Consider the following 21330-nt stretch of genomic DNA (forward strand, 5'->3'; position numbering starts at 1 on the left):
GAGATCGCACGCCTGTTTTCCATTACCTCCTTCTCGAGGGGGGAGGTCGCATGGAACGCGCGGGTGGGGGTGATTTCCTGGGTGAGCGCATGATTACCCCGCCCCGGACCTTGGGTCCCAGCCTCTCCTTCAAGGGCAGGATTATCGCATATGAGTGGAGATCGCCGCTGTCCCCCTTCTCCCCAGCGGGGAGAAGGTGCCGACAGGCGGATGAGGGGGTGCCTGCCAAGACCACCAAAATCCATGAATTCAAATCGATAACCCCCTCATCCGACCCTTCGGGCCACCTTCTCCCCAAGGGGAGAAGGAGCTTATGGTGCTCGTCCGCCTCCATATGCGATAGCCCTGCCTTCAAGGGGGGGGTGGAGATCAGCCGATGAAATTCAACAGGCTGAGACTTGTCGGCTTCAAATCCTTCGTCGAACCGGCGGAATTCGTCATTGAGCGTGGCCTGACCGGTGTCGTCGGCCCGAATGGCTGCGGCAAGTCCAATCTTGTCGAAGCGCTGCGCTGGGTCATGGGCGAGAATTCCTACAAGAACATGCGCGCGTCCGGCATGGATGACGTGATCTTCTCCGGATCCGGCAATCGCCCGGCCCGTAACACCGCCGAAGTCGGCCTCTACCTCGACAATAGCGATCGCACCGCGCCCGCCGCCTTCAACGACAGCGACGAGATCCAGGTCACGCGCCGCATCGAGCGCGAGCAGGGCTCGGTCTATCGCATCAACGGCAAGGAAGCGCGCGCCAAGGATGTACAGCTGCTGTTTGCCGATGCTTCCACCGGTGCCCGTTCGCCTTCCATGGTCGGGCAGGGGCGTATTGGCGAGCTGATCCAGGCGAAGCCGCAGGCGAGGCGCCAGCTGCTGGAAGAAGCAGCCGGCATTTCCGGCCTGCACTCGCGCCGCCATGAAGCTGAGCTGCGTCTGCGCGCCGCCGAAGGCAATCTCGAGCGGCTTGACGATGTGACCTCGCAGCTCGAAAGCCAGATCGAGAGCCTGAAGCGGCAGGCGCGGCAGGCCAATCGCTTCAAGATGCTCTCGGCCGATATCCGCGCCCGCGAGGCCATGCTGCTGCATATCCACTGGGTGCAGGCCAAGGAAGCCGAAGCCGAAGCCGACAGCGCGCTCAACCAGGCAACAGTGCTCGTCGCCGAAAAGGCGCAAATCCAGATGGAAGCGGCAAAGGCACAGGGCATTGCCAGCTTCAAGCTGCCGGAACTGCGCGACGAAGAGGCGAAAGCCGCCGCCGCTTTGCAGCGTCTGCAGATCGCCCGCTCCCAGCTGGAGGAAGATGTCAACCGCATCCTCCGCCGGCGGGATGAATTGATTCGTCGGCTGGCACAGCTGGCGGAGGACATCAGCCGCGAGCAGCGGCTTGTCGCCGACAACGCTGCTATTTTGGCAAAACTCGACGCGGAGGAAGCCGATCTCGCCGATATTCTTGCCGATTCCGGCAGGCTTGCCGAAGAAACGCGCTTAGCCTTCGAGGAAGCGGCCACCAAGCTCGCCGACAGCGAGCGGATATTTACTGTTCTGACCGCAGAACGTGCTGAAGCTGCCGCCGCTCGCAATCAGCTGGAGCGCGCCATCCGCGATCTGGCCGATCGCAAGATGCGGCTCGAGCGACAGGCCGATGAAGCGAACCGCGAGCTTGCCGCCATCGACGAAAAGATGGCCGATCTGCCCGACCCGAGTGAAAAGCGCGACATGGTCGAGGCGGCGGAAAGCGTCGTTGCGGATGCGGAAAGCGAGATCCAGCGTGTCGAAGCTGTTCTTGCCAAGGCGCGTGAAACCGAGGCGCTGTCGCGTGGCCCCGTTGAGCAGGCGCGGGCGCGTCTGAATGCGCTGGAAACCGAGGCGCGGACCATTTCCAAGATGCTGGCGGCGGGCGACACGTCCGGTGTCTTTTCCCCTGTCGCCGAAGAGCTGCGTGTCGACCGTGGCTTCGAAACGGCGCTTGGCGCAGCCCTTGGCGATGATCTGGAATCCTCGCTCAGCTCCGAGGCACCCGTCTATTGGTCGGATAATGGCAGCGGTGCAAACGACCCGGCCTTGCCGGAAGGTGCCGCGCCGTTGATTACCCATGTCGGCGCGCCGGCGGCATTGACGCGGCGTCTGCGCCAGATCGGCATTGTCTCGGTGGAAGACGCGCTGCGGCTGATGCCCGAGCTGAAGCCGGGACAGCGGCTGGTGACCAGGGATGGCGCCGTGTTTCGCTGGGACGGTCACGTGACCGGAGCGGATGCGCCGAGTGCGGCTGCCCTGCGGCTTGCCCAGAAGAACCGGCTTGCCGAGCTGGAGGCCGAAGCGGAGCTTGCGCGCGATGTGCTAGCCGAGGCCGAGGAGCGCCTTTCGGCGGCCGCCGATGCGATCAGGGGCGAAGAGGCCCGTTTGGCCACCACCCGCGACGCAAGCCGTCTTGCAGCCCGTCATCTGGCCGAGGCGCGCGAAGCGCTCGCTGCTGCGGAACGGGCTTCCGGCGATCTTATCCGGCGCCGTGACGTCATCATTGAGGCCGTCAGCCGGCTGCAGGAGCAGCTGGAAGACGTTGTCATGCAGGATGAGAATGCCCGCATCGAGCTGGAAGACGCGCCGAATCTCGACGCCATCGATCTGAAGTTGCGCGACCAGCAGGCCGAAGTCGCAACGGATCGTGGCGTGCTGGCCGAAGCACGCGCCTGCCATGAGGGCTTGAACCGCGAAAACGAGGCGCGGCAACGTCGTATCCTGGCGATCCAGCAGGAGCGCGACACCTGGCATCAGCGCGCCGCCAGCGCCGAGGAGCACATTCAGACGCTGCGCGACCGTGAAGAGGAAGCGCGCGAAGAGGCGGCTGAGCTCGATCTGGCACCCGATGAGTTCGATGACAAGCGCCGCGCCTTGATGAACGAGCTGCAGAAGGCTGAGGATGCCCGCCGGCAGGCCGCAGACCGTCTTGCCGAAGCTGAAGGCATCCAGCGCGAAGCCGATCGCCATGCGGCGACGGCACTCTCCGAGCTCGCCGAAAGCCGGGAAAAGCGCGGCCGCGTCGAGGAGCGGCTGGTGTCGGCGCGTGAGCGTCGGCAGGAAAGCGAATTGCGCATCCGCCAAGCCCTGAACGTCGAGCCGCATGAGGCGATGCGCCTGACCGGCCTTTCAGTATCGCAAAACGTGCCTGACCTCCGCGAAGTCGAGCGCGAGCTGGAGCGGCTGAAGATCGAGCGCGAGCGTCTCGGTGCCGTCAATCTGCGCGCCGAGGAGGAGAGCAAGGAGCTGACGGAGCGGCTGCAGGCGCTGATCAAGGAACGCGATGACGTCATCGACGCCATCCGGAAGCTGCGCGGCGCGATCCAGAGCCTCAACCGCGAGGGCCGCGAACGCCTGATTGTCGCCTTCGACATCGTCAATGCGCAGTTCCAGCGGCTGTTCACCCATCTTTTCGGCGGTGGCACGGCCGAACTGCAGCTGATCGAATCCGACGATCCGCTGGAGGCAGGCCTCGAAATTCTCGCCCGGCCGCCCGGCAAGAAGCCGCAGACCATGACGCTGCTTTCCGGCGGCGAGCAGGCACTGACGGCCATGGCGCTGATCTTTGCGGTGTTCCTCACCAATCCCGCGCCGATCTGCGTTCTGGACGAAGTGGATGCGCCGCTCGATGACCACAATGTCGAGCGCTACTGCAACCTTATGGACGAGATGGCGGCCTCTACTGAGACTCGCTTCGTGGTCATCACCCACAATCCCATCACCATGGCCCGCATGGATCGTCTCTTCGGCGTCACCATGGCGGAGCAGGGCGTCTCGCAGCTCGTCTCCGTCGACCTGCAGACCGCCGAACGGCTGCGCGAAATCGCTTGAGAGCGATGATAAAACTGTTCCCGTTTCGACAAGAAATTGCTCCGTCGTCTGCCGCACAGCCCTAAAGCGTGCTAGCGTCGTCTTTAAATCAACAACATGGGCGCTGATCCGCCCGGAAGGGAAGTATGTCTGACTCGACTGGCGGTATTTTCGATATCCTCGGAATACTTGCCGTATTGCTGCTCGTCGCCGCCAACGGTTTTTTCGTTGCGGCGGAGTTTTCTCTGGTGTCCGTCCGCCGCAGCCGCGTGACGGAGCTCGTTGCCGAAGGGCGCATGAACGCCAAGGCGCTGCAGAAGGCGGTCGATAATCTCGATGCCAATCTCGCCGCCACGCAGCTCGGCATCACCATTTCCTCGCTTGCCCTCGGTTGGGTCGGCGAACCCGCTCTTGCTCATCTGCTCGAGCCGCTGCTCGATTTTCTGCCCGGAACATGGGCTGCGGCTGGGTCGCATGCGATCGCCGTCGCCATTTCCTTTATCATCATCACGGCGCTTCATATCGTGCTTGGCGAGCTTGCGCCGAAGAGCCTGGCGTTGCAGCGCAGCGAAGGCACTGCGCTTGGTGTCGTGCGTCCGCTCGGCCTGTTCCTCTTCTTGCTGCGTCCGGCCATTACCGTGCTGAACGGCCTCGGCAATCTCGTGCTCCGCCTTTTCGGCCTGCGTCCCGGTGCCGGCGAGGGCTCGCTGCATTCGCCGGCCGAGATCAAGCTCCTGATCGCTGAAAGCCAGGAGGCTGGTCTGTTGGAACAGGCGCAGCAGGATCTGGTCGAACGCGTCTTCAATATCGGCGACCGCGACGTCTCCGACATCATGACGCCGCGGCTCGAGGTCGAGTGGATCGATGCCGACGATCCGCCAGAGGAAATGCAGAAGACCATTCGTGAAAGCCGCTTCGAGCAGCTTCTTGTGGGTCGCGGATCGATCGACGAGCCGATCGGCATGATCCTGAAGAAGGATCTGCTCGATCAGCTTCTGAACGGCGAGCCGCTGAACCCGATGGCCGTCATCCGCCAGCCCCTGGTCGTTCATGAATCGACGGCTGTCTTCAAGGTGCTTGAAAACTTCAAGCGCGCGCCCGTCCGCCTCGCCATGGTTATCGACGAATATGGCAGCCTGGAAGGAATCGTCACGCAGACGGACCTGCTGGAAGCGATTGCCGGCGATCTGCCCGATCTGGAAAACGACACGCCCGATGTCGTCGAGCGGGCCGACGGATCCTTGCTGATGGAGGGCATGATGCCTGTCTATGATGCCTTCGCGCGGCTGGGACTGCGTTTCAGCGAGGAGGAGGTCAATTTCCATACTCTCGCGGGCTTTGCGCTCTACCAACTCGGCCATCTGCCCGAAGTGGGCGAAAGTTTCTCCTTCGGCGGCTGGCATTTCGAGATTGTCGATCTCGACGGTATGCGCATCGACAAGATTCTCGCCAAGCGCGAGCCGCAACCCTAGCCGTCAAGTCGCTCTGGATGGACCCGGAGGCTCCCGATTTCGATCTATCGATTGAAATCCGGAGCCTCCTGGCCATATTTATTGTGCACTGCAACATTTTGCCATATTTGTCGATTTTCATTTGTGCTGCAGTGAATTAAGTTCAACCGGAGGAGTTGGACGGAGACGATGACGAATTGGGTCTACACATTCGGCGACGGTAAGGCCGAGGGGGGCGCCGGCGATTTTGAACGGCTCGGCGGCAAGGGCGCAAATCTTGCTGAAATGTGCAATCTCGGCCTGCCGGTTCCACCGGGACTGACGATCGTCAGCGATGTCTGCAGCTTCTATTACAAGAACGGCCGTAAAATCCCTGAAGAGCTGAAGCCGCAGGTCATGCGAGGTCTGCAGCGAATGGAGGCCATCACCGGGCGCAAGTTCGGCGATACGGAACGGCCGCTGCTGGTATCCGTGCGCTCCGGCGGCCGCGCCTCTATGCCGGGCATGATGGATACGGTTCTCAATCTCGGGCTCAATGACGCTACAGTGCAGGCGCTCGGCCACGATGCCGGCGATGCCCGTTTTGCGTGGGACAGCTATCGCCGGTTCATCCAGATGTATGCCGATGTCGTCATGGGTCTCGACAATGAGGTCTTCGAAGAGATCCTGGAGGATGAGAAGGCCCGGTTCGGTCATGAGTTCGATACCGATCTGACCGCCGTCGAATGGCAGCATGTCGTCTCGATCTACAAGGCAGTCATCGAGGAAGAATTGGGCGAGGCCTTCCCACAGGAGCCGGAAGTTCAGCTCTGGGGCGCTGTCGGTGCCGTTTTTGCCAGCTGGATGAACGCGCGCGCCGTCACCTATCGCAATCTGCATAATATTCCAGAGGCCTGGGGCACCGCCGTCAATATCCAGGCGATGGTGTTCGGCAATCTCGGCAATTCGTCCGCGACAGGCGTCGCCTTCACGCGAAATCCGTCGACGGGCGAGAAGGAGCTTTACGGCGAATTCCTTGTCAATGCGCAGGGTGAGGATGTCGTTGCCGGCATCCGCACCCCGCAAAGCATCACGGAAGTCGCCCGGATCGCGTCGGGCTATGACAAGCCGTCGATGGAAAAGCTGATGCCGGAAGCCTTTGCCGAGTTCCGCAGCATTTGCGCACAGCTGGAAGCGCATTACCGCGACGTGCAGGACCTGGAGTTCACCATCGAGCGCGGCAAGCTTTGGATGCTGCAGACGCGGAATGCCAAGCGAACCACCAAGGCGGCGATGAAGATCGCCGTCGACATGGTCGATGAGGGACTGATCACCGAAGACGAAGCTGTTTCCCGCATCGATCCGACGTCGCTGGATCAGCTTCTGCATCCGACGATCGACCCGCGCGTCCACCGCGAGGTCATCGGCTCCGGCCTGCCCGCATCTCCAGGGGCTGCCACGGGCGAAATCGTCTTCACCGCGGAAGAGGCGATCATTGCCGAGGAAGAAGGCCGCAAAGCCATTCTCGTACGGATCGAGACGAGCCCCGAAGATATTCACGGCATGCATGCCGCTGAGGCGATCCTGACCACGCGCGGCGGCATGACCAGTCACGCGGCCGTCGTTGCCCGCGGCATGGGCATTCCTTGCGTCGTCGGTGCCGGAACCATGCGCATCGACATGCGTAATGAGAAGCTGATCGGCATTGGCGTCACCTTGAAGAGGGGCGATATCGTCACAATAGACGGCTCTACCGGCCACGTCCTGAAGGGCGAAGTGCCGATGATACAGCCGGAATTGTCAGGTGATTTCGGGCGCATCATGGCCTGGGCGGACCGCTCGCGCCGCATGACGGTGCGCACCAACGCCGACACACCTGCCGATGCGCGCGCGGCCCGTTCCTTCGGCGCCGAAGGCATCGGCCTTTGCCGCACAGAGCATATGTTCTTCGAAGGCGACCGTATCCATGTGATGCGCGAGATGATCCTTGCGGAGGACGAAACGGGGCGCCGTGCCGCCCTCGCCAAGCTCATGCCCATGCAGCGGCTTGATTTCACCGGCCTTTTCACCATTATGCATGGCCTGCCGGTGACGATCCGCCTGCTTGATCCGCCACTGCACGAATTCCTGCCGAAAACGGATGAGGAGATTGCCGAGGTTGCCGGCATCATGAGCATGGAGCCAGCCGCGCTGCGCCAGCGGGTGGATGCGTTGCACGAGTTCAATCCCATGCTTGGCCATCGCGGTTGTCGCCTGGCGATTTCCTATCCGGAGATCGTCGAAATGCAGGCCCGCGCCATCTTCGAGGCGGCGGTCCTCGCTGCACGCGAGACGGGGGCTGCCGTTGTGCCCGAAATCATGGTGCCGCTCGTCGGTCTGCGCTCGGAGCTCGATTACGTCAAGGCCCGCATCGATGAGGTGGCGCGCGCCGTGATGACCGAAGCGAAAATGAAGATCGACTATCTCGTCGGCACGATGATCGAGCTGCCGCGCGCGGCCTTGCGTGCCCATATCATCGCGGAGGCTGCCGAATTTTTCTCCTTCGGTACGAACGATCTGACGCAGACAACATTCGGCATGTCACGCGATGACGCTGCCGCCTTCATCCCGACCTATCAGCGCAAGGGCATCATCGAGCATGACCCCTTCATATCGCTCGATTTCGACGGGGTCGGCGAACTCATCCGCATCGCATCGGAGCGCGGCCGCCGCACGCGCAACGACATGAAGCTCGGCATCTGCGGCGAGCATGGCGGCGATCCCGCGTCTATCCATTTCTGCGAGGATATCGGATTGGATTACGTATCCTGTTCGCCGTTCCGCGTGCCGATCGCGCGGCTTGCGGCGGCGCAAGCCGCGATCAAGGGGCGAGCCTGATTCTCAAATTCTGAAATATGCAGGTCAGTGGCGCCAGTAGCCGCGATGGTAGTAATATCCCGGACCGCCGACGACGATGGTCGGACCCCAGAAGAAGTCGTCATTGCTTTCCATGAAAGCCCGCTGATCTGCGCGCCGGCTAAGATCCTGATTCATCAGGCAATTGGCAAAGTTCTGGGTGCCTGGCTTAAAGCCATAGCCGCTGCATCTTGACGCATCGGCCGCCCGGATTTCTTCGGCCGTCTGGCAGGAGGAGAGCGCAAGCACAATGGCGAGAAGAGATAGTGCGGAAGCTGCGATACGCATGACATGTTATCCTGAATGCGGATTTACAGGCACAGACTATAGCGTCGCGCGTGGTGGCGCGAAAGGCGTATTACCGCCGCAGCCAGGTTGCTTAAGCCGCTTCCTTTGGCTTTGTCGGCATCCGCTGCAAGAGATCGACAAAGGCATCGGCGAAGCGCAGCAGGTGCGCGGTGTCTTCATCCGGCTGCAGCAGGCGGATTTCCGCACCGTCTTCGTCCAGAGCGGCAAAGAGGGTGCGCATCGTTGCATTCCCTTCGGGAATTCGCAGCACCGCCAATCTGCGGCAATCGGGTATCAGCCCTTCAGCCGGCAGATCAAATAGAAAGTCGCCCTGCACTGCCGAAGCGGCCTTGCGCACGGCTTCGCAGAAGCCAGGTTCGCCGCCGGAAAAACCCTCAAGCGAAAGCTCCAGTTCAAGCAGCTCCAGCGGCAGGAACGGGTCGATCGTATCGGTTCCGGCAATCGCCGCTCCCGGCACTGATTTGGCAGTGACGTCTTGAGAAAGCATCGGTTCCATCTCATCAAGTCCTTTCACAGCCTCGATAAAACGCTAAAGAATGGCCTTTTTTAGGAATTTAAGCAAGTGCTCACGTTTTTGGTCTAGGCGTTACTGGTTTGAGCTTGGACAAAACATTGGACACCGACGCCGTGACATTCGATTTATTTTCGGCATTTCTTGATCTAAACATAAGTCGCTTTCCGGGATTCGGTGCATCCGGCTTCCGATCCGACGCGCCGACGAGCCTTTGATGACCATTCGTTTCGACCGTCCTGTTTCACATGCCGCCCGTGCCGCGCGTTTGATCGCTTCATTTGCATTGGTTCTCTGCGGAGTGACGCTGATCGGCCACCGTTTCGGCCCGCTGGAAACGCCTTACTTCGTTCTGCTGCTCCTGATTTCTGCCGGCTGCGCCATCCTGGCGGTGCTGCTCGCGGTGGTGGGCCTTGCGCAGCTCTGGCAGAGTGCCGCCATCGGCGGCGTCTCTGCCGTCAAGGCGCTCGTCTATGCCGCTCTGCCGCTCGCCATTCTCGGCCTAGGCGCCGAGCGCTACTGGACGCGCCCGCATATCTATGAGATTTCGACCGACCTCAACGATCCGCCGGAATGGCTGGCGACGCCGGATGCGCGGCAGCTATGGCTGCCGCCGCGCCATCTGGTGACGCAGCAGGAACGCGAGGCGCAGTTCGATGCCTATCCCGCTTTGATCAGCCGCCGCTACGAGGGCGCCGCCGACCGTGTGTTGGAGGCGGTGCGCAAGGTTGCGCATGATTATCACATCACCATCGTCAAGGCCGAAGGCGCCGATGTGGCCGATCCGAATGGCAATGTGAGGCCGAAGCGGCGTGGACGCCCGCAGACCGTCAATCCAGCCCAGGATGATAGCGCCGCCGGCGATGTGCCCGCTATCGTTCCTGTGCCGACGCCACGTCCCTTCCGTGACGGAGTGGCGGAACTCATCCGCCAGAATACCGACGTCATTCTGCAGGGCGAGGTGCGAACCCGCATTTTTGGCCTGCCATGCGACATACTGATCCGTATTCGCGAGGAGGCGGAAACGACCCTGGTCGATATCCGTGTTGCCTCCCGCTACGGCCAGGATGATCTCGGGGTCAGCGCCGATCTGGCCGATGGCTACCTGAAGGCGCTGGATGCCGAACTGCTCGGCATCGCCGGAAGCTGAGACGGCTCAAGCCGGTCGATATGTTCCCAACAGCGCCGGCGGCCCATCGGTTTCCACCTGACCCTTCTCCACCAAGTCTTCCAGATGCGCCAGCACCGAAAGTGCTGCTGCGCCATGCAGGCGCGGGTCCGTATCGCGATAGATGGCTTTCACCATGTCCGGGATCAGCCGGTCGCCGGCCTTGATGCGTTCCAATACGGCGCGCTCGCGCATGCGCCGGTGGGTTCTGAGGCCGCGCATGAAGGAGGCCGGCTCCTTCACCGGCCCGCCATGTCCGGGCAGGAACAGCCGGTCGTCGCGGGCGAGAAGCCGCTCCAGCGAGGCCATGTGATCCGCCATCGATCCGTCAGGAGGCGCGACGATCGAGGTCGCCCAGGCCATGACATGATCGGCGGAAAAGACGATGCCCGTGCCCTCGAGCGCGAAGCAAGCGTGGTTGGCCGTATGGCCAGGCGTCAGCAGCGCCGTCATCGTCCAACCGTCTCCAGAGACGTTTTGACCATCGGCGAGCACGATATCGGGCTGAAACTCCATGTCGGAGCTTTCGGCAAAGGGATTGACCTCGCCCTGATGCAGCGGGCGTGCGGCCCGATGCGGCCCTTCGCCGACAGTCAGCGCCCCCGTCGCCTCCTTCAGCCGCTTCGCCAGCGGAGAGTGATCGCGATGAGTATGGCTGACAAAGATATGCGTGACCTCGCGCCCCTTCAGCGCCGCCATCAGCGCAGCGAAATGCGCGTCATTCTCCGGGCCGGGATCGATGACCGCCACGGAAGAGCCGCCGACGATGTAGCTGTTGGTTCCATGAAAGGTAAAGGCGCTTGGGTTGTTGACCGTCATGCGTTCAATACCCGGGGCAACGGGGACAGCGCGACCATAGGCGGGTTCGAAGGCGAGGTCGAAGTCAGGCGTGCTCATGATTGCTTGTATTCGATTTCGATGAATGACATCGGCTCGGAGCCAGCATTGACGACATTATGCTCCACGCCCGCCTCGCGCCGGTAGGCAGCGCCTCTGGCGATATCGACACGCCTAATACCGCCGGGCTCCTCCAGCAGAAACTGGCAATCCGTCATCGGCACCACGACATAGCCAAGGCCATGCACATGATGGCCGGTATCGGCGCCAGGCTCGAAATCCCAGCGCGTGATGCGGCAGACAGCGTCGTCGAGAAGCACGGTGGGCATGGCCGGAAGGCGGGCGCGAAACTGGCTCATCGGACCTCTTCACTTCAAATGCGGTGCAGCAAGACCTATCATAGCCGCGCGGAAAGCACACAGAAATATGCATCCGCACATCACTTAGTCATTGTAGCGGGATGCGACCTTTGCTAATCAGACGCCGGTTTGGCTGGCATGACAGCCATTTCCTCTGTTGGGGCGTCGCCAAGCGGTAAGGCACCGGTTTTTGGTACCGGCATTCCCAGGTTCGAATCCTGGCGCCCCAGCCACACGACATCCGACAAAGCAGTGATTAGTTGACCTTCTTCGGCTTGACGACCGTGGGCTCAACAGGTGTTGATCCTGCCCATGCAAGCTTGTTCATGAATGCGCTGCAAGTCTGCATGTCGCCAACCAAGATCGATGCGCCTACGAAGTTTCCGTTCACCCGGTCGCGAGCCTTCTTAACGTCCGCGTCGGTCGCGCCGAGTGCTTTCGCCTGGGCAAGGTTCTTTTCCGCATCGGCGCGCATTTGTACAACCGAGCTGTATCCACCGTAAGCAGGACAGTTCGTGGCAATCGTTTCCGCGCCCGCATAGCGGTTTAGGTAAGTTTCCATCGGCGATCCGGGGGTGGTTGCACAGCTTGCGACTGCAGATATTGCGGCTAATGCCGCAAGAGATTTCAACTTCATATTAGCACCAATAAAAGTAAATTAACGTTGAAGTTGCAATCAACGATATAACTTTTAAGATGTCTATAGTGAAATAACGAAGGGTGAAGAGAAATCCCTAGGTGGGTGACTTGCACACAAAAACAGGCAGCCCTCGCAGGCCGCCCGCTGATATTGTTTCGGGAGGAAGTTTTGCCTCAGTCCGCTTGTTCAGCTTTTTCAGCCTTTTCCGGCGGAGCCAGAAGCTCGGCGCAATAGGATGGTCCGCTGACGCCGGGCTGGTCGCCGAGGATTTTGACCGAGCGGATTTCGTAGCTCTGGTTGGTGACGATGTCGGCCTTGCAGCTGAGGGAGCGCTTGCCGGCTTTCTTGCCGTCCTTGTTGACGATGGTGACGTTCTTGTAGCCGCCACGCCAGGTGTAGACGCGATTACCGCCTTCATCGCGATCTGAGATCGGCGGGCCGTAAGCCGCGAAGAAGCGGCCTGCAGACTGGCCCTGCCAGCGATCCTGAACGGGGTTCTTCGCAAGCAGCGGCAGGGCTGCTGTCGTTGTTGTCGTCGTGGTGCTGCAACCGGCCAGCGCCAGCAACAGTCCAGCCGCGGTCATCATGCGGATATTCATCGTGTCGTCCTTGAGCTTCTGTCACGCATAAGGTTGCGGAAAGGCCGCTGTCCCACGGCATTTCCACCTGTCCCGCTTAGGGCTTTAGCGCCAAAGCCGGCAAAAGAAAATTCCCATCAGCGTGTACAAACGGGATTTTACTTGATCTGTTGCGTCTTTTGCACGCCGGCATTTTCGGCCGCTGTTTCCTGCCGGTTTTCTAGGCAGATGCGGTTGTAATTTTTTCGTCAAAAATCAGATGCTTTTTTTGAATTTGGTGCTTGTGCATCAAAAATGGCTGGTCTATAGAAGCGCCGCTGGTCACGGAGTGTAGCGCAGTCTGGTAGCGCACCACGTTCGGGACGTGGGGGTCGAGTGTTCGAATCACTCCACTCCGACCAGCTTAAGACACTGATCTTGTTCCCGAAAAAATCTCCCATTTAAGAGTGCTGTCTGCTCGCCTTGCAAGGCCGGGCGGGGTTTCGCCAATGCCTGATGGCGGCGTTTCGATCAGGCCGTCTCGCTCCTTGAGGACGGGCGTATGAGGCTTTGCCGCAATCCTTCTGGTGCCTGTCGCCTATTCCCCCTTTCATAAGCTCACATCCAAACCGTGCCTCGGGTACGCTTTTACAAAACCGGCTCTTTTTGTCGCCCGAAGCACCATATACAAGGAAGAGGGACGTGCATCCGACTCAGGCAAGAGTTCGGCTGGCAGGTGCTGGAGCGGAGTAACGGAATGGGTCTTGTTGACGGGGTGACCAGATTGGCTGGGGAGACGATCATGGGGCGACGGCAGACTAACAGCGCTTTGCGCAGTAAGGCCGTTGGGAAGAGATTGGGAATTGCTACTGGCTTCAGTGTGCTGGCGTTGAGCGCCGCATTTCTTCTGGGCTCCAGCAGCAATGCCCTGCGTGCCGCCGATTGCGGCAATGTCGCCGGACCTGGGCTTGACTGGAGCGGCTGCAGCAAGACCAATATCATGCTGCAGAGCAGCGACCTTCACGGTGCCAATCTGGCCGGCGCGCATTTCGACAGCACCGATCTCAGCGACACCAATCTGACCTCGGCCAATCTCGAGAAAGCGACTCTGGTGCGTGCCTGGCTGAAGAATGCCAAGGCCGATGGCGCCAACTTCGCAAAGATTGAGGCATATCGCTCCGACTTCAGCAATGCCTCCGCCAATGGCGCATCCTTTGCCAATGCCGAATTGCAGCGCGCCGAATTTGCCGGCGCGCAGCTGAAGAACGCCGATTTTCAGAAGGCGGAGCTCGGCCGTGCCGATTTCGACAAGGCCGTGCTGACGGGCGCGAATTTCTCCTTCGCCAATCTCTCGCGCGCCACGTTGAATGGCGCGGTGATGGACGGGTCGACTTCCTTCAGCGGCGCCTTCATGTATCTGACGCGCATCGAGGGTCTTGATCTTTCGAAGGCAAGCGGTCTGCAGCAGGCGCAGATAAATCTAGCGTGTGGGGATAATACGACCATATTGCCGTCCTGGCTGAAGGCGCCGTCCAGCTGGCCTTGCCCGCCCGATGAGAAGGACTGACAGTCTCTTCGTGACAGAACTTCGAAAGAGCAGACACATGTTCGTAGAAAAATCGATCCAACATGACAGCAAGCCCGAATTCTATCGAGAGCTTGCGGATCAGCTGAAGGCCTTGCTTGATGGTGAGCGCGATGGGATTGCTAACGCGGCCAATACCTCGGCGCTGATCTTCCAGATGCTGCCGGAGCTTAATTGGGCGGGCTTTTATTTCCTTCACAGGGAAGACGAGCTTGTGTTGGGGCCGTTTCAAGGCAAGCCCGCTTGTGTCCGCATTGCCGTCGGTCGCGGCGTCTGCGGAACAGCGGTCGAAAGGGCGCAGTCGGTCCTCGTCGAGGATGTGCATGCCTTTCCCGGGCATATCGCCTGCGATGCGGCCTCGCGGTCGGAGCTGGTCGTGCCGCTCTTTCGCGATGGGAAGGTCTTCGGCGTCATCGATCTCGACAGCCCGCTGCCCGGCCGCTTCGATGATAACGATCAAGCCGGTATCGAGGCGCTCGCCGCGATTTATGCGGCCTCAAGCGAGGCGAATGGCTAAGCTGCAGGAAGTGCAGGGCGTCACGCAGTCGTGATCGATATGGCAAATCGATCGCGTGATACCTATATTGGCCCTGCAAACACTCCCTCAGCGCTGCTCGAGCTTCATCCGGCCCTCTCCGTGTCCCCAGGACCAGGCCAAGCTCGGAGGGCGTGCCGAGGGGCAAGGAGAACAACAATGGGCAAATACAGCAAGACGGCAGAGGCCATCGCCAAGCTTACCCCTGAGCAGTATCGCGTGACGCAGCAGAGCGGCACGGAACGTCCCGGCTCCGGTGAATATCTCTATAACAAGCAGCCGGGCATCTATGTCGACATCGTCTCGGGCGAGCCGCTTTTTGCTTCCGCCGACAAATTCGACTCCGGCTGCGGCTGGCCGAGCTTCACCAAGCCGATCGAACCCGCCAATGTCAGCGAATTGACCGACATGTCGCATGGCATGGTGCGCGTCGAAGTGCGCTCGGCCAATGGCGACAGCCATCTGGGCCATGTTTTCCCGGATGGTCCGATCGATCGCGGCGGCTTGCGCTATTGCATCAATTCCGCCTCGCTTCGCTTCGTGCCGCGTGACCGCATGGAGGCAGAGGGCTATGGTGCCTATATCGATCAAGTGGAGGATGTAAGATGACAACGGAACGTGCAGTTCTCGCCGGCGGTTGCTTCTGGGGCATGCAGGATCTCATCCGCCGTTACAACGGCGTCATCTCGACGCGCGTCGGCTATAGCGGCGGCGATGTCCGCAACGCCACCTACCGCAATCACGGCACTCATGCCGAGGCGATCGAAATCATTTTCGATCCGCAGAAGATCAGCTATCGCGATCTGCTGGAATTCTTCTTCCAGATCCATGATCCGACCACGCGCAACCGGCAGGGCAACGATGTCGGTTTGAGCTACCGCTCGGCGATCTTCTACACCAGCGAAGAGCAGAAGCAGGTCGCGTTGGATACGATCGCCGATGTCGACGCTTCCGGCCTTTGGCCCGGCAAGGTCGTCACTGAGGTCGCCCCCGTCGGCGATTTCTGGCAGGCAGAGCCGGAGCACCAGGATTATCTGGAGCGCTATCCGAACGGCTATACCTGCCACTTCGTCCGGCCGGGCTGGAAACTGCCGCGCCGGCAGGCCGACGCAGCGCAGCGCGCGGCGTCCTGATGAAAGGATCGGCCGGCGCTGGCCGGCTGGATCCCTTCCTTGGCTCATGGGAGGTGAAGCGGCGGATCATCGATCGCTTCAATCGCTCCCTGGTCACATTCGAAGGGCAGGCGTTCGTTACGCCTGTCCAGTTCGAGGAACATGGCGATACGCGAAGCGACCACGCGATGCTGAGAAGCAGCCGCACCTATCGGCTTGACGATGCCGACGACGATCTCGTCGTGCGTTTCCCCAATCTTTCGGAATTCATTCGCATCGGTGAGGGCGCCTCGCAGCGCGTCACCCATCACTGCGGTCCCGATCTTTATCGAGGCCGTCTGTTCTTTCGCACGTCGGATGATTGGGCGGAGATGTGGCATGTGCGCGGGCCTAGAAAAAACTATCTGAGCCTCGCACACTACCGACGCATTTGATCGGAACCGGTCTCCCGAATGGGAGGCCGCGTTAGCGAGCCTGGCGCCGTGCCCGGACGGCCTTCGCCAAATCTTCCAGCGTGCGCACCGAGGTCGGCCAGTCGATGCAGCCATCCGTGATGCTTTGGCCGTAAACCAAAGGCTTGCCCGGCACGAGATCCTGGCGGCCGGCGACGAGATTGCTCTCCATCATCATGCCTTTGATCCGCCGATCCCCGCCTGCGACCTGCTCCGCGACCGATGTGACGACGAGCGGTTGGTTTTCCGGGTTCTTGCTGCTGTTGGCATGGCTGGCGTCGATGATGATGCGCGGCTCGAGCCCGACCTTAAGGGACTGTTCTGCCGTCGCCTGCACGCTTTCGGCGTCATAATTGGGCTCTCTGCCGCCTCGCAGGATGATGTGACAATCCTCGTTACCGCGGGTCGAGGCGATCGCGGCAAGACCTTCCTTGGTCACGGCCGGGAAGTGATGCGGCTGCGATGCCGCGACGATCGCGTCGAGCGCGATGCGCACGTCGCCATTCGTGCCGTTCTTGAAGCCGACAGGGCAGGAGAGGCCAGATGCGAGCTGCCGATGCACCTGGCTTTCGGTCGTCCTCGCGCCGATCGCGCCCCAGCTCACCAGATCGGAAATATATTGCGGCGTGATCGTATCGAGATATTCGCAGCCTGCCGGCAGACCGATCTCGTTGACGTCGAACAGCAGCTTGCGGGCGATGCGCAGTCCTTCCTCGATGCGGTAGCTGCCGTCGAGATGTGGGTCGTTGATTAGGCCCTTCCAGCCAACCGTCGTGCGCGGCTTCTCGAAATAGACGCGCATGATGATTTCGAGATCGTCTGAGAAACGGTCGCGCTGTTCCTTCAGCCGTGCCGCGTAATCAAGCGCTGCGACCGGGTCGTGAATGGAGCAGGGGCCGATCACAACGATCAGTCGGTCGTCTTCGTCGCGCAGGATGTTGTGGACGGCGTTGCGCGCCCCGGTGACAGTCGCTGTCACCGCCTCGTCACGGGGGATTTCATCGATAATTCGAGAGGGCGGCGTCAGCGCCGTGATCTCGACAATGCGCAAGTCGTCAGTGGAATTCAACACGGTATCGGTTCCTTTTGGGGTCATACCGTGGCGACAAAAAAGCCGCCAGGTAGAACTAGCGGCTGTTCGGGTCTTTGCTGTCGTGTCTTTTCTAACTACGCACAGGCCCGTCTCCGCTGAGAGCAGCGGTACGAATAAAATCGTGCGGAATATGCGTGAGCGAAAGACATGGGCTGTCTCTACGATAAAAAATGTCTGATGTCGATGAGGAAGATTGAGATTTCAGACGGCATGCTGCAGAGCCAGCCTTCAGAAAAAATGACTTACCCCTGTCTCGGAAGGATCGGCCCGACTTCGCTGGAAGTAAGGCCGATCCCCATCCGATCAGGGGTCAAGTCAGATCAGATCTCAGTAAAGTGGTCTTAGAAGCTACGCTGGAAGCGGAGAACGCCAGCCCACTGGTCCTGATTGATGGAGTCCCAGTTGGTGTAGGATACTTCCGGCGTGATCTGCAGGTTCTTGACCGGGTTCCAACGGACGTTCGCGGTGGCTGCGAAAATCTTCGAGTCGGTGTAGGCAACCTGAGCGTTCGCCTGCAGCTTTTCGTTGATCGGAACGGTGAAGCCGCCCCAGACAGCCCAGTCGCCCCAGCCGATGCCCTTGGCAGAGCCAGCGCCGTTGGCGTTTGCATACTTGTTCAGCTTGTCGCCATCGGTGTTCCAGCCGCCCATCAAGAAGGCCTTGAAGACGCCGAAGTCGGCATCGACGCGAGCCTTGATGGCGCCTTCTTCGACGATGGAGTCATAACCGCCGACGATCTTAAAGCCGAAGTTACCAGCCTTGTAACCAGCACCGGCAACAACGTCCGGAGCGTAGTGGTTGGTGCTGTTTTCGCCGTTTGCACCCGTAGCGCCCGAACCGGAGTTCGAGTCTTCAACCGAGATCACAGCCGTGAAGCCGTTGCCGGCGTCATAGTTATAGGTCAACTGGTTGAGTTCGTACGGGCCGTCATTGACCACGTCGTCGTTGATGACATTGCCAGCGTAACCGATGTACGAGTTGTACTGGGAGTCAGCCTTACCGACCAGAAAGCCCCCGAGGCTGATGTTTGCGAACAGCAGCTTCGTGGTGGTCGAGCCGCCATCCTGCCAGTCCCAACGGATGACCGTGTTGGTCTTCAGCGGGCCATATTCGGTGTCGGTCGCAGTGTCGAGGCTCAGATGAGCGCGCGTGTGCCAGAGCGTGCCATTGTGGCTGTTCGGGTTGTAGGCGTCGTACCACTTGCCTTCGGTACGGACATAACCGCCGATCTTGAGGCAGGTTTCCGTACCCGGGATGAAGAAGTAGCCAGCGCCATATGCGTCGCAGATGCGAACGTATTCCAGCGGTTCCGGCTCGGCAGCAACGATAGCGTCGGCTGCCTGAGCGCCAGAAACTACTGCCAGGGCAGCAGCGGAGCCGAGAAGAAGGCTCTTGATGTTCATAAAAACTCCAATCCAATATAGATTGGGCATAGGCAATCGCGCCGAAAAATCGACGTGCCTTAACCCTATCCCTGTTTAAAAACCCCGACTCGGGAGAAACGGGCCCCACCCGCTTCTGGTCGCTATTAAAGACGAATTCCTGCAAAGTTATATGATATATTTTTCTCGGGATGGCTTTTTCGTGAAATTTAAGTTCGAGTTGCAAGAAAGCAACAGGCACAAACAAAATGCTAAGTTCTGCATAATATTGGCTGCGCAATAGTCATTTTAAGATAGAATCTAGTTCCCTATCTTATTCGAATATTATTTGATAATATTTATTGCGGCGTGCTCGGCCAAATGCAGTTGTCCATTTGATGGTTATACCACGTCCTCGCCCTCTCGCGTTAGCCGAAGGGTCTATTCAGGCCATCGCCAGCTCTTCCGGTCGGTTAGTATGAGGCTGGTCGCTTCGAGGCTGAGACGATGAGTTTGCTTAATATAGAGCCGATCATGATGCCCCAGAGCCCGCTGGTCATGCCGACGATGATGTCGAGCGGCGAACCGTAATTGCCGCTTGCCAACAGATGCGAAAGGGAAAGCGCCAGCACGCTGCCGATCATCAGGAGACAAGTGAAGGAGGGAGACTGCGGGTAGGCGAGGCGGGCAAGCATGCCTGCTACGCAGAGCGCAAGGGCGCGAAAGATGTCAAACGGATTGCCGAATGTGGCCTGCCAATTGAGATGAGCAAGCGTTACGCCGATAAGCGCCGCAATATAGGTCCAGGCAATAATCTTCAAAAACCGGTCTGATATCATGGGGATATGATATAGCAGCGGCGAATATAAACGCCAGCCTGACGCCGCTGCGAAGATCGTTGGCGCACGAATCTAGCGCGCACATTTTATGTGGTTTCGAAATATTCTGTTGCGGCGCGGTAAGGTTTTCGGCCGTGTTTGGCCTTCGATTCGCCTTCTTGCTGTGCCGCCGTCAGTGAGTGGACTGGCCGCGTTACCTTTCCGGCCAGTCATCAATGCTGCTTAAGCTTTCGATACGCGAAGCGCATCTTCATCCTCGTCCAATTGCTCTTCATCGTCTGCGGCAACGGTTGATGATGAACGGCCGAGGAAGGAAAAGACGACGATCGCCGTCAGGACAGTGATGGCAGTCAGAAGCCAGAGGAGCGCGCCGAAGGCGTTGCCATAACCCAGAATAAGCGTGTCATGCCCGATTGCCGGCACAGTCGATGCCGCGGCGGTCAGATTGCCTGTTACGAGCTGCTGGGCAGCCATAGCGGCGTGCTCGCCAGCGGATACGCCGAGATTCGATTGAATGAAGGCGGAGAGGATGGCGCTGACGACGGCAAGCGCCACCCCTTCGCCGGCGACGCGGGTGGTGCTGAAGATGCCGGTCGCCATTCCGGCTCGCTCCTTGGGGACGACGCTGACGGCAAGCCCGTCCATTAGGCCCCAGGGCAAGCTGATGCCGACCCCGATCGTCAGCAGCGGGCCGATGAGAGCGGATGGGGCCGAGCCGGCGGCAAAATGGCTAAGCCAGAAAAGGCCCGTCGCCGAGATGATGAGACCGGCGCCGCAGATCGTTGCGGGGCTGAACCAGCGGGTGAGGAGCCCGGCGACGATCGGCAGGATGAGCAGCGGCGCCGAAAGCGCGACCATCATCCGCCCGGCGGCGATCTCGCTCATGCCTTCGATGCCGACGAAACGCACGGGCAGCAGGATCAGCAAAACGACAAAGGCATAGGCGGGTGCCGCCGCCAGAAGCTGCACGCCGACGAAACGCGGATAGCGAAACAGGCTGAGATCCAGCATGGGTCGCTTCACGACGCGCTCGATGATAGCGAAGGCAAGAAAGAGCACTGCGGCGCCGGCCAGCAGGGCGATGACGAGCGGATCACTCCAGCCGGTTTCCGGCGCGCGCAGAACGCCATAGGTGAAGAGCGTCAAGGCAAGTGTAAAGCTCAGGGCGCCCGGCCAATCTAGCCCCGCCGCATCGGGATCTTTGGATTCGCGCAGGAAACAGGCGCCGAGGCCAAGTGCGAGCAATGCCAGCGCAACCACGAGGATGAAGATGGAGGGCCAGCCGAAGGCATCGATCATCAGACCGGAGGCGATCGGCCCGAAGGCGAGACCTACGCCGAAGCTGGAGCCGACGATGCTGAAGGCACGCATCCTTGCCGCCCCGTCGAACTCCTGAGCCAGCGAGGCCATGCCACCGGAAAAGGCGGCCGCAGCGCCGAGGCCCTGCAGTGCCCTCAGTATATCGAACCAGACGATGTTGTTGGCCAGCGCCAATCCGGCTGAGAACAGCGCGAAGCAACCGACGCCGGTCAGAAAGATGCGCCGGCGGCCAAAGCTGTCAGCCAGCGCGCCCGAGGCCATCAGGCAACTGCCGAAGGTCAGCATGAAGGCGTTGGTGACCCAGTTGAGCGCGATCGGGCTGCCGCCGAGCATGCGGCTGATGGCCGGTAGGGCGACGGCTGGGCCGGTGAATGTTAGCGGCATCGCCGCTGCAGCGCAGCAGACGGCGACAAGGACGAAGAATTTCTCGGTCGGACTTGCGACCTTTGTCTGGGGAGAGGTCATCGGATTACCGTTGGGTTTGAGCAAGGAAGGAAGCGGCAGGCAATC

Annotated in this window: 19 protein-coding genes and 2 tRNA genes; 11 read left to right on the forward strand and 10 right to left on the reverse strand. The window is 60.3% G+C overall.

Annotated elements, in window-relative coordinates; translation table 11 throughout:
- Nucleotides 1-376 precede the first annotated feature (376 nt).
- From smc to ppdK, 3 genes are all read left to right on the forward strand, one after another.
- Entirely contained in the window at nucleotides 377-3838 is a 3462-nt protein-coding gene (gene smc, locus AC13RC_RS02100; RefSeq protein WP_488556351.1) for a chromosome segregation protein SMC, read from the forward strand.
- 125 nt (nucleotides 3839-3963) lie between these two features.
- Nucleotides 3964-5289, forward strand: a complete 1326-nt coding sequence (locus tag AC13RC_RS02105; protein ID WP_488556352.1) for a hemolysin family protein — start codon at nucleotides 3964-3966, stop codon at nucleotides 5287-5289.
- Between the two features lie 168 nt (nucleotides 5290-5457).
- On the forward strand, nucleotides 5458-8124 hold the full coding sequence (ppdK, locus tag AC13RC_RS02110; protein WP_488556353.1) for a pyruvate, phosphate dikinase: 2667 nt from the start codon (nucleotides 5458-5460) through the stop codon (nucleotides 8122-8124).
- Nucleotides 8125-8148: 24 nt separating this feature from the next.
- Here ppdK and AC13RC_RS02115 read toward each other — a convergent pair whose 3' ends face one another.
- Both AC13RC_RS02115 and AC13RC_RS02120 read right to left on the reverse strand, forming a co-directional pair.
- Nucleotides 8149-8430: a hypothetical protein gene (locus tag AC13RC_RS02115; RefSeq protein ID WP_113331937.1), complete on the reverse strand. Its 282-nt coding sequence runs from the start codon at nucleotides 8428-8430 to the stop codon at nucleotides 8149-8151.
- 91 nt (nucleotides 8431-8521) lie between these two features.
- Nucleotides 8522-8938, reverse strand: coding sequence for a hypothetical protein (locus AC13RC_RS02120; protein WP_113331985.1), 417 nt, complete (start codon nucleotides 8936-8938; stop codon nucleotides 8522-8524).
- A gap of 241 nt (nucleotides 8939-9179) precedes the next feature.
- On the opposite strand from AC13RC_RS02120, the gene AC13RC_RS02125 reads away from it, so the two are divergent.
- Nucleotides 9180-10112 carry a DUF1499 domain-containing protein gene (locus AC13RC_RS02125; RefSeq protein ID WP_488556354.1) on the forward strand — a complete coding sequence of 311 codons (933 nt, stop codon included), beginning with the start codon at nucleotides 9180-9182 and terminating at the stop codon, nucleotides 10110-10112.
- Nucleotides 10113-10118: 6 nt separating this feature from the next.
- On the opposite strand, the gene AC13RC_RS02130 is transcribed toward AC13RC_RS02125, so the two are convergent.
- Together AC13RC_RS02130 and AC13RC_RS02135 are read right to left on the reverse strand one after the other, a co-directional pair.
- On the reverse strand, nucleotides 10119-11027 hold the full coding sequence (locus AC13RC_RS02130) for an MBL fold metallo-hydrolase (RefSeq protein WP_488556355.1): 909 nt from the start codon (nucleotides 11025-11027) through the stop codon (nucleotides 10119-10121).
- On the reverse strand, nucleotides 11024-11326 hold the full coding sequence (locus AC13RC_RS02135; protein WP_488556356.1) for a cupin domain-containing protein: 303 nt from the start codon (nucleotides 11324-11326) through the stop codon (nucleotides 11024-11026). Before AC13RC_RS02135 ends, AC13RC_RS02130 begins: the two co-directional genes overlap by 4 nt.
- Before the next feature lie 158 nt (nucleotides 11327-11484).
- Here AC13RC_RS02135 and AC13RC_RS02140 point away from each other — a divergent pair.
- A tRNA-Gln gene (locus tag AC13RC_RS02140) sits at nucleotides 11485-11559 on the forward strand.
- Between the two features lie 23 nt (nucleotides 11560-11582).
- On the opposite strand, the gene AC13RC_RS02145 is transcribed toward AC13RC_RS02140, so the two are convergent.
- Both AC13RC_RS02145 and AC13RC_RS02150 read right to left on the reverse strand, forming a co-directional pair.
- The gene (locus AC13RC_RS02145; RefSeq protein WP_488556357.1) at nucleotides 11583-11888 is read right to left on the reverse strand and encodes a hypothetical protein; all 306 of its coding nucleotides are present in this window, start codon (nucleotides 11886-11888) and stop codon (nucleotides 11583-11585) included.
- Between the two features lie 251 nt (nucleotides 11889-12139).
- Nucleotides 12140-12565 (reverse strand): hypothetical protein, encoded by a 426-nt coding sequence (locus AC13RC_RS02150; protein WP_488556358.1) that lies wholly within the window; start codon nucleotides 12563-12565, stop codon nucleotides 12140-12142.
- Nucleotides 12566-12868: 303 nt separating this feature from the next.
- On the opposite strand from AC13RC_RS02150, the gene AC13RC_RS02155 reads away from it, so the two are divergent.
- From AC13RC_RS02155 to AC13RC_RS02180, 6 genes are all read left to right on the forward strand, one after another.
- A tRNA-Pro gene (locus AC13RC_RS02155) sits at nucleotides 12869-12945 on the forward strand.
- 440 nt (nucleotides 12946-13385) lie between these two features.
- A complete protein-coding gene (locus AC13RC_RS02160; protein WP_374430690.1) occupies nucleotides 13386-14090 on the forward strand; it encodes a pentapeptide repeat-containing protein in 705 nt (234 codons plus the stop codon).
- A 37-nt stretch (nucleotides 14091-14127) separates the two neighbouring features.
- On the forward strand, nucleotides 14128-14625 hold the full coding sequence (locus tag AC13RC_RS02165; RefSeq protein WP_488556359.1) for a GAF domain-containing protein: 498 nt from the start codon (nucleotides 14128-14130) through the stop codon (nucleotides 14623-14625).
- A 177-nt stretch (nucleotides 14626-14802) separates the two neighbouring features.
- The gene (gene msrB, locus AC13RC_RS02170) at nucleotides 14803-15252 is read left to right on the forward strand and encodes a peptide-methionine (R)-S-oxide reductase MsrB (protein WP_069613810.1); all 450 of its coding nucleotides are present in this window, start codon (nucleotides 14803-14805) and stop codon (nucleotides 15250-15252) included.
- The gene (msrA, locus tag AC13RC_RS02175) at nucleotides 15249-15776 is read left to right on the forward strand and encodes a peptide-methionine (S)-S-oxide reductase MsrA (protein ID WP_488556360.1); all 528 of its coding nucleotides are present in this window, start codon (nucleotides 15249-15251) and stop codon (nucleotides 15774-15776) included. Before msrB ends, msrA begins: the two co-directional genes overlap by 4 nt.
- Nucleotides 15776-16189 carry a DUF6314 family protein gene (locus AC13RC_RS02180; protein ID WP_183813386.1) on the forward strand — a complete coding sequence of 138 codons (414 nt, stop codon included), beginning with the start codon at nucleotides 15776-15778 and terminating at the stop codon, nucleotides 16187-16189. The genes msrA and AC13RC_RS02180 overlap by 1 nt, the downstream gene beginning before the upstream one ends.
- A gap of 31 nt (nucleotides 16190-16220) precedes the next feature.
- On the opposite strand, the gene AC13RC_RS02185 is transcribed toward AC13RC_RS02180, so the two are convergent.
- The 4 genes from AC13RC_RS02185 to AC13RC_RS02200 form a co-directional block, all read right to left on the reverse strand.
- Nucleotides 16221-17303 carry a 3-deoxy-7-phosphoheptulonate synthase gene (locus AC13RC_RS02185; protein WP_488556361.1) on the reverse strand — a complete coding sequence of 361 codons (1083 nt, stop codon included), beginning with the start codon at nucleotides 17301-17303 and terminating at the stop codon, nucleotides 16221-16223.
- A gap of 338 nt (nucleotides 17304-17641) precedes the next feature.
- Complete coding sequence (locus tag AC13RC_RS02190) at nucleotides 17642-18703, reverse strand: porin (RefSeq protein ID WP_113331924.1); 1062 nt, start codon at nucleotides 18701-18703, stop codon at nucleotides 17642-17644.
- Between the two features lie 431 nt (nucleotides 18704-19134).
- The gene (locus tag AC13RC_RS02195; RefSeq protein WP_113353945.1) at nucleotides 19135-19482 is read right to left on the reverse strand and encodes a hypothetical protein; all 348 of its coding nucleotides are present in this window, start codon (nucleotides 19480-19482) and stop codon (nucleotides 19135-19137) included.
- Between the two features lie 240 nt (nucleotides 19483-19722).
- Nucleotides 19723-21285 carry an MFS transporter gene (locus AC13RC_RS02200; RefSeq protein WP_145320834.1) on the reverse strand — a complete coding sequence of 521 codons (1563 nt, stop codon included), beginning with the start codon at nucleotides 21283-21285 and terminating at the stop codon, nucleotides 19723-19725.
- Nucleotides 21286-21330 lie beyond the last annotated feature (45 nt).

It is taken from the genome of Martinezella sp. CNPSo 3890 (genome assembly GCF_057784455.1).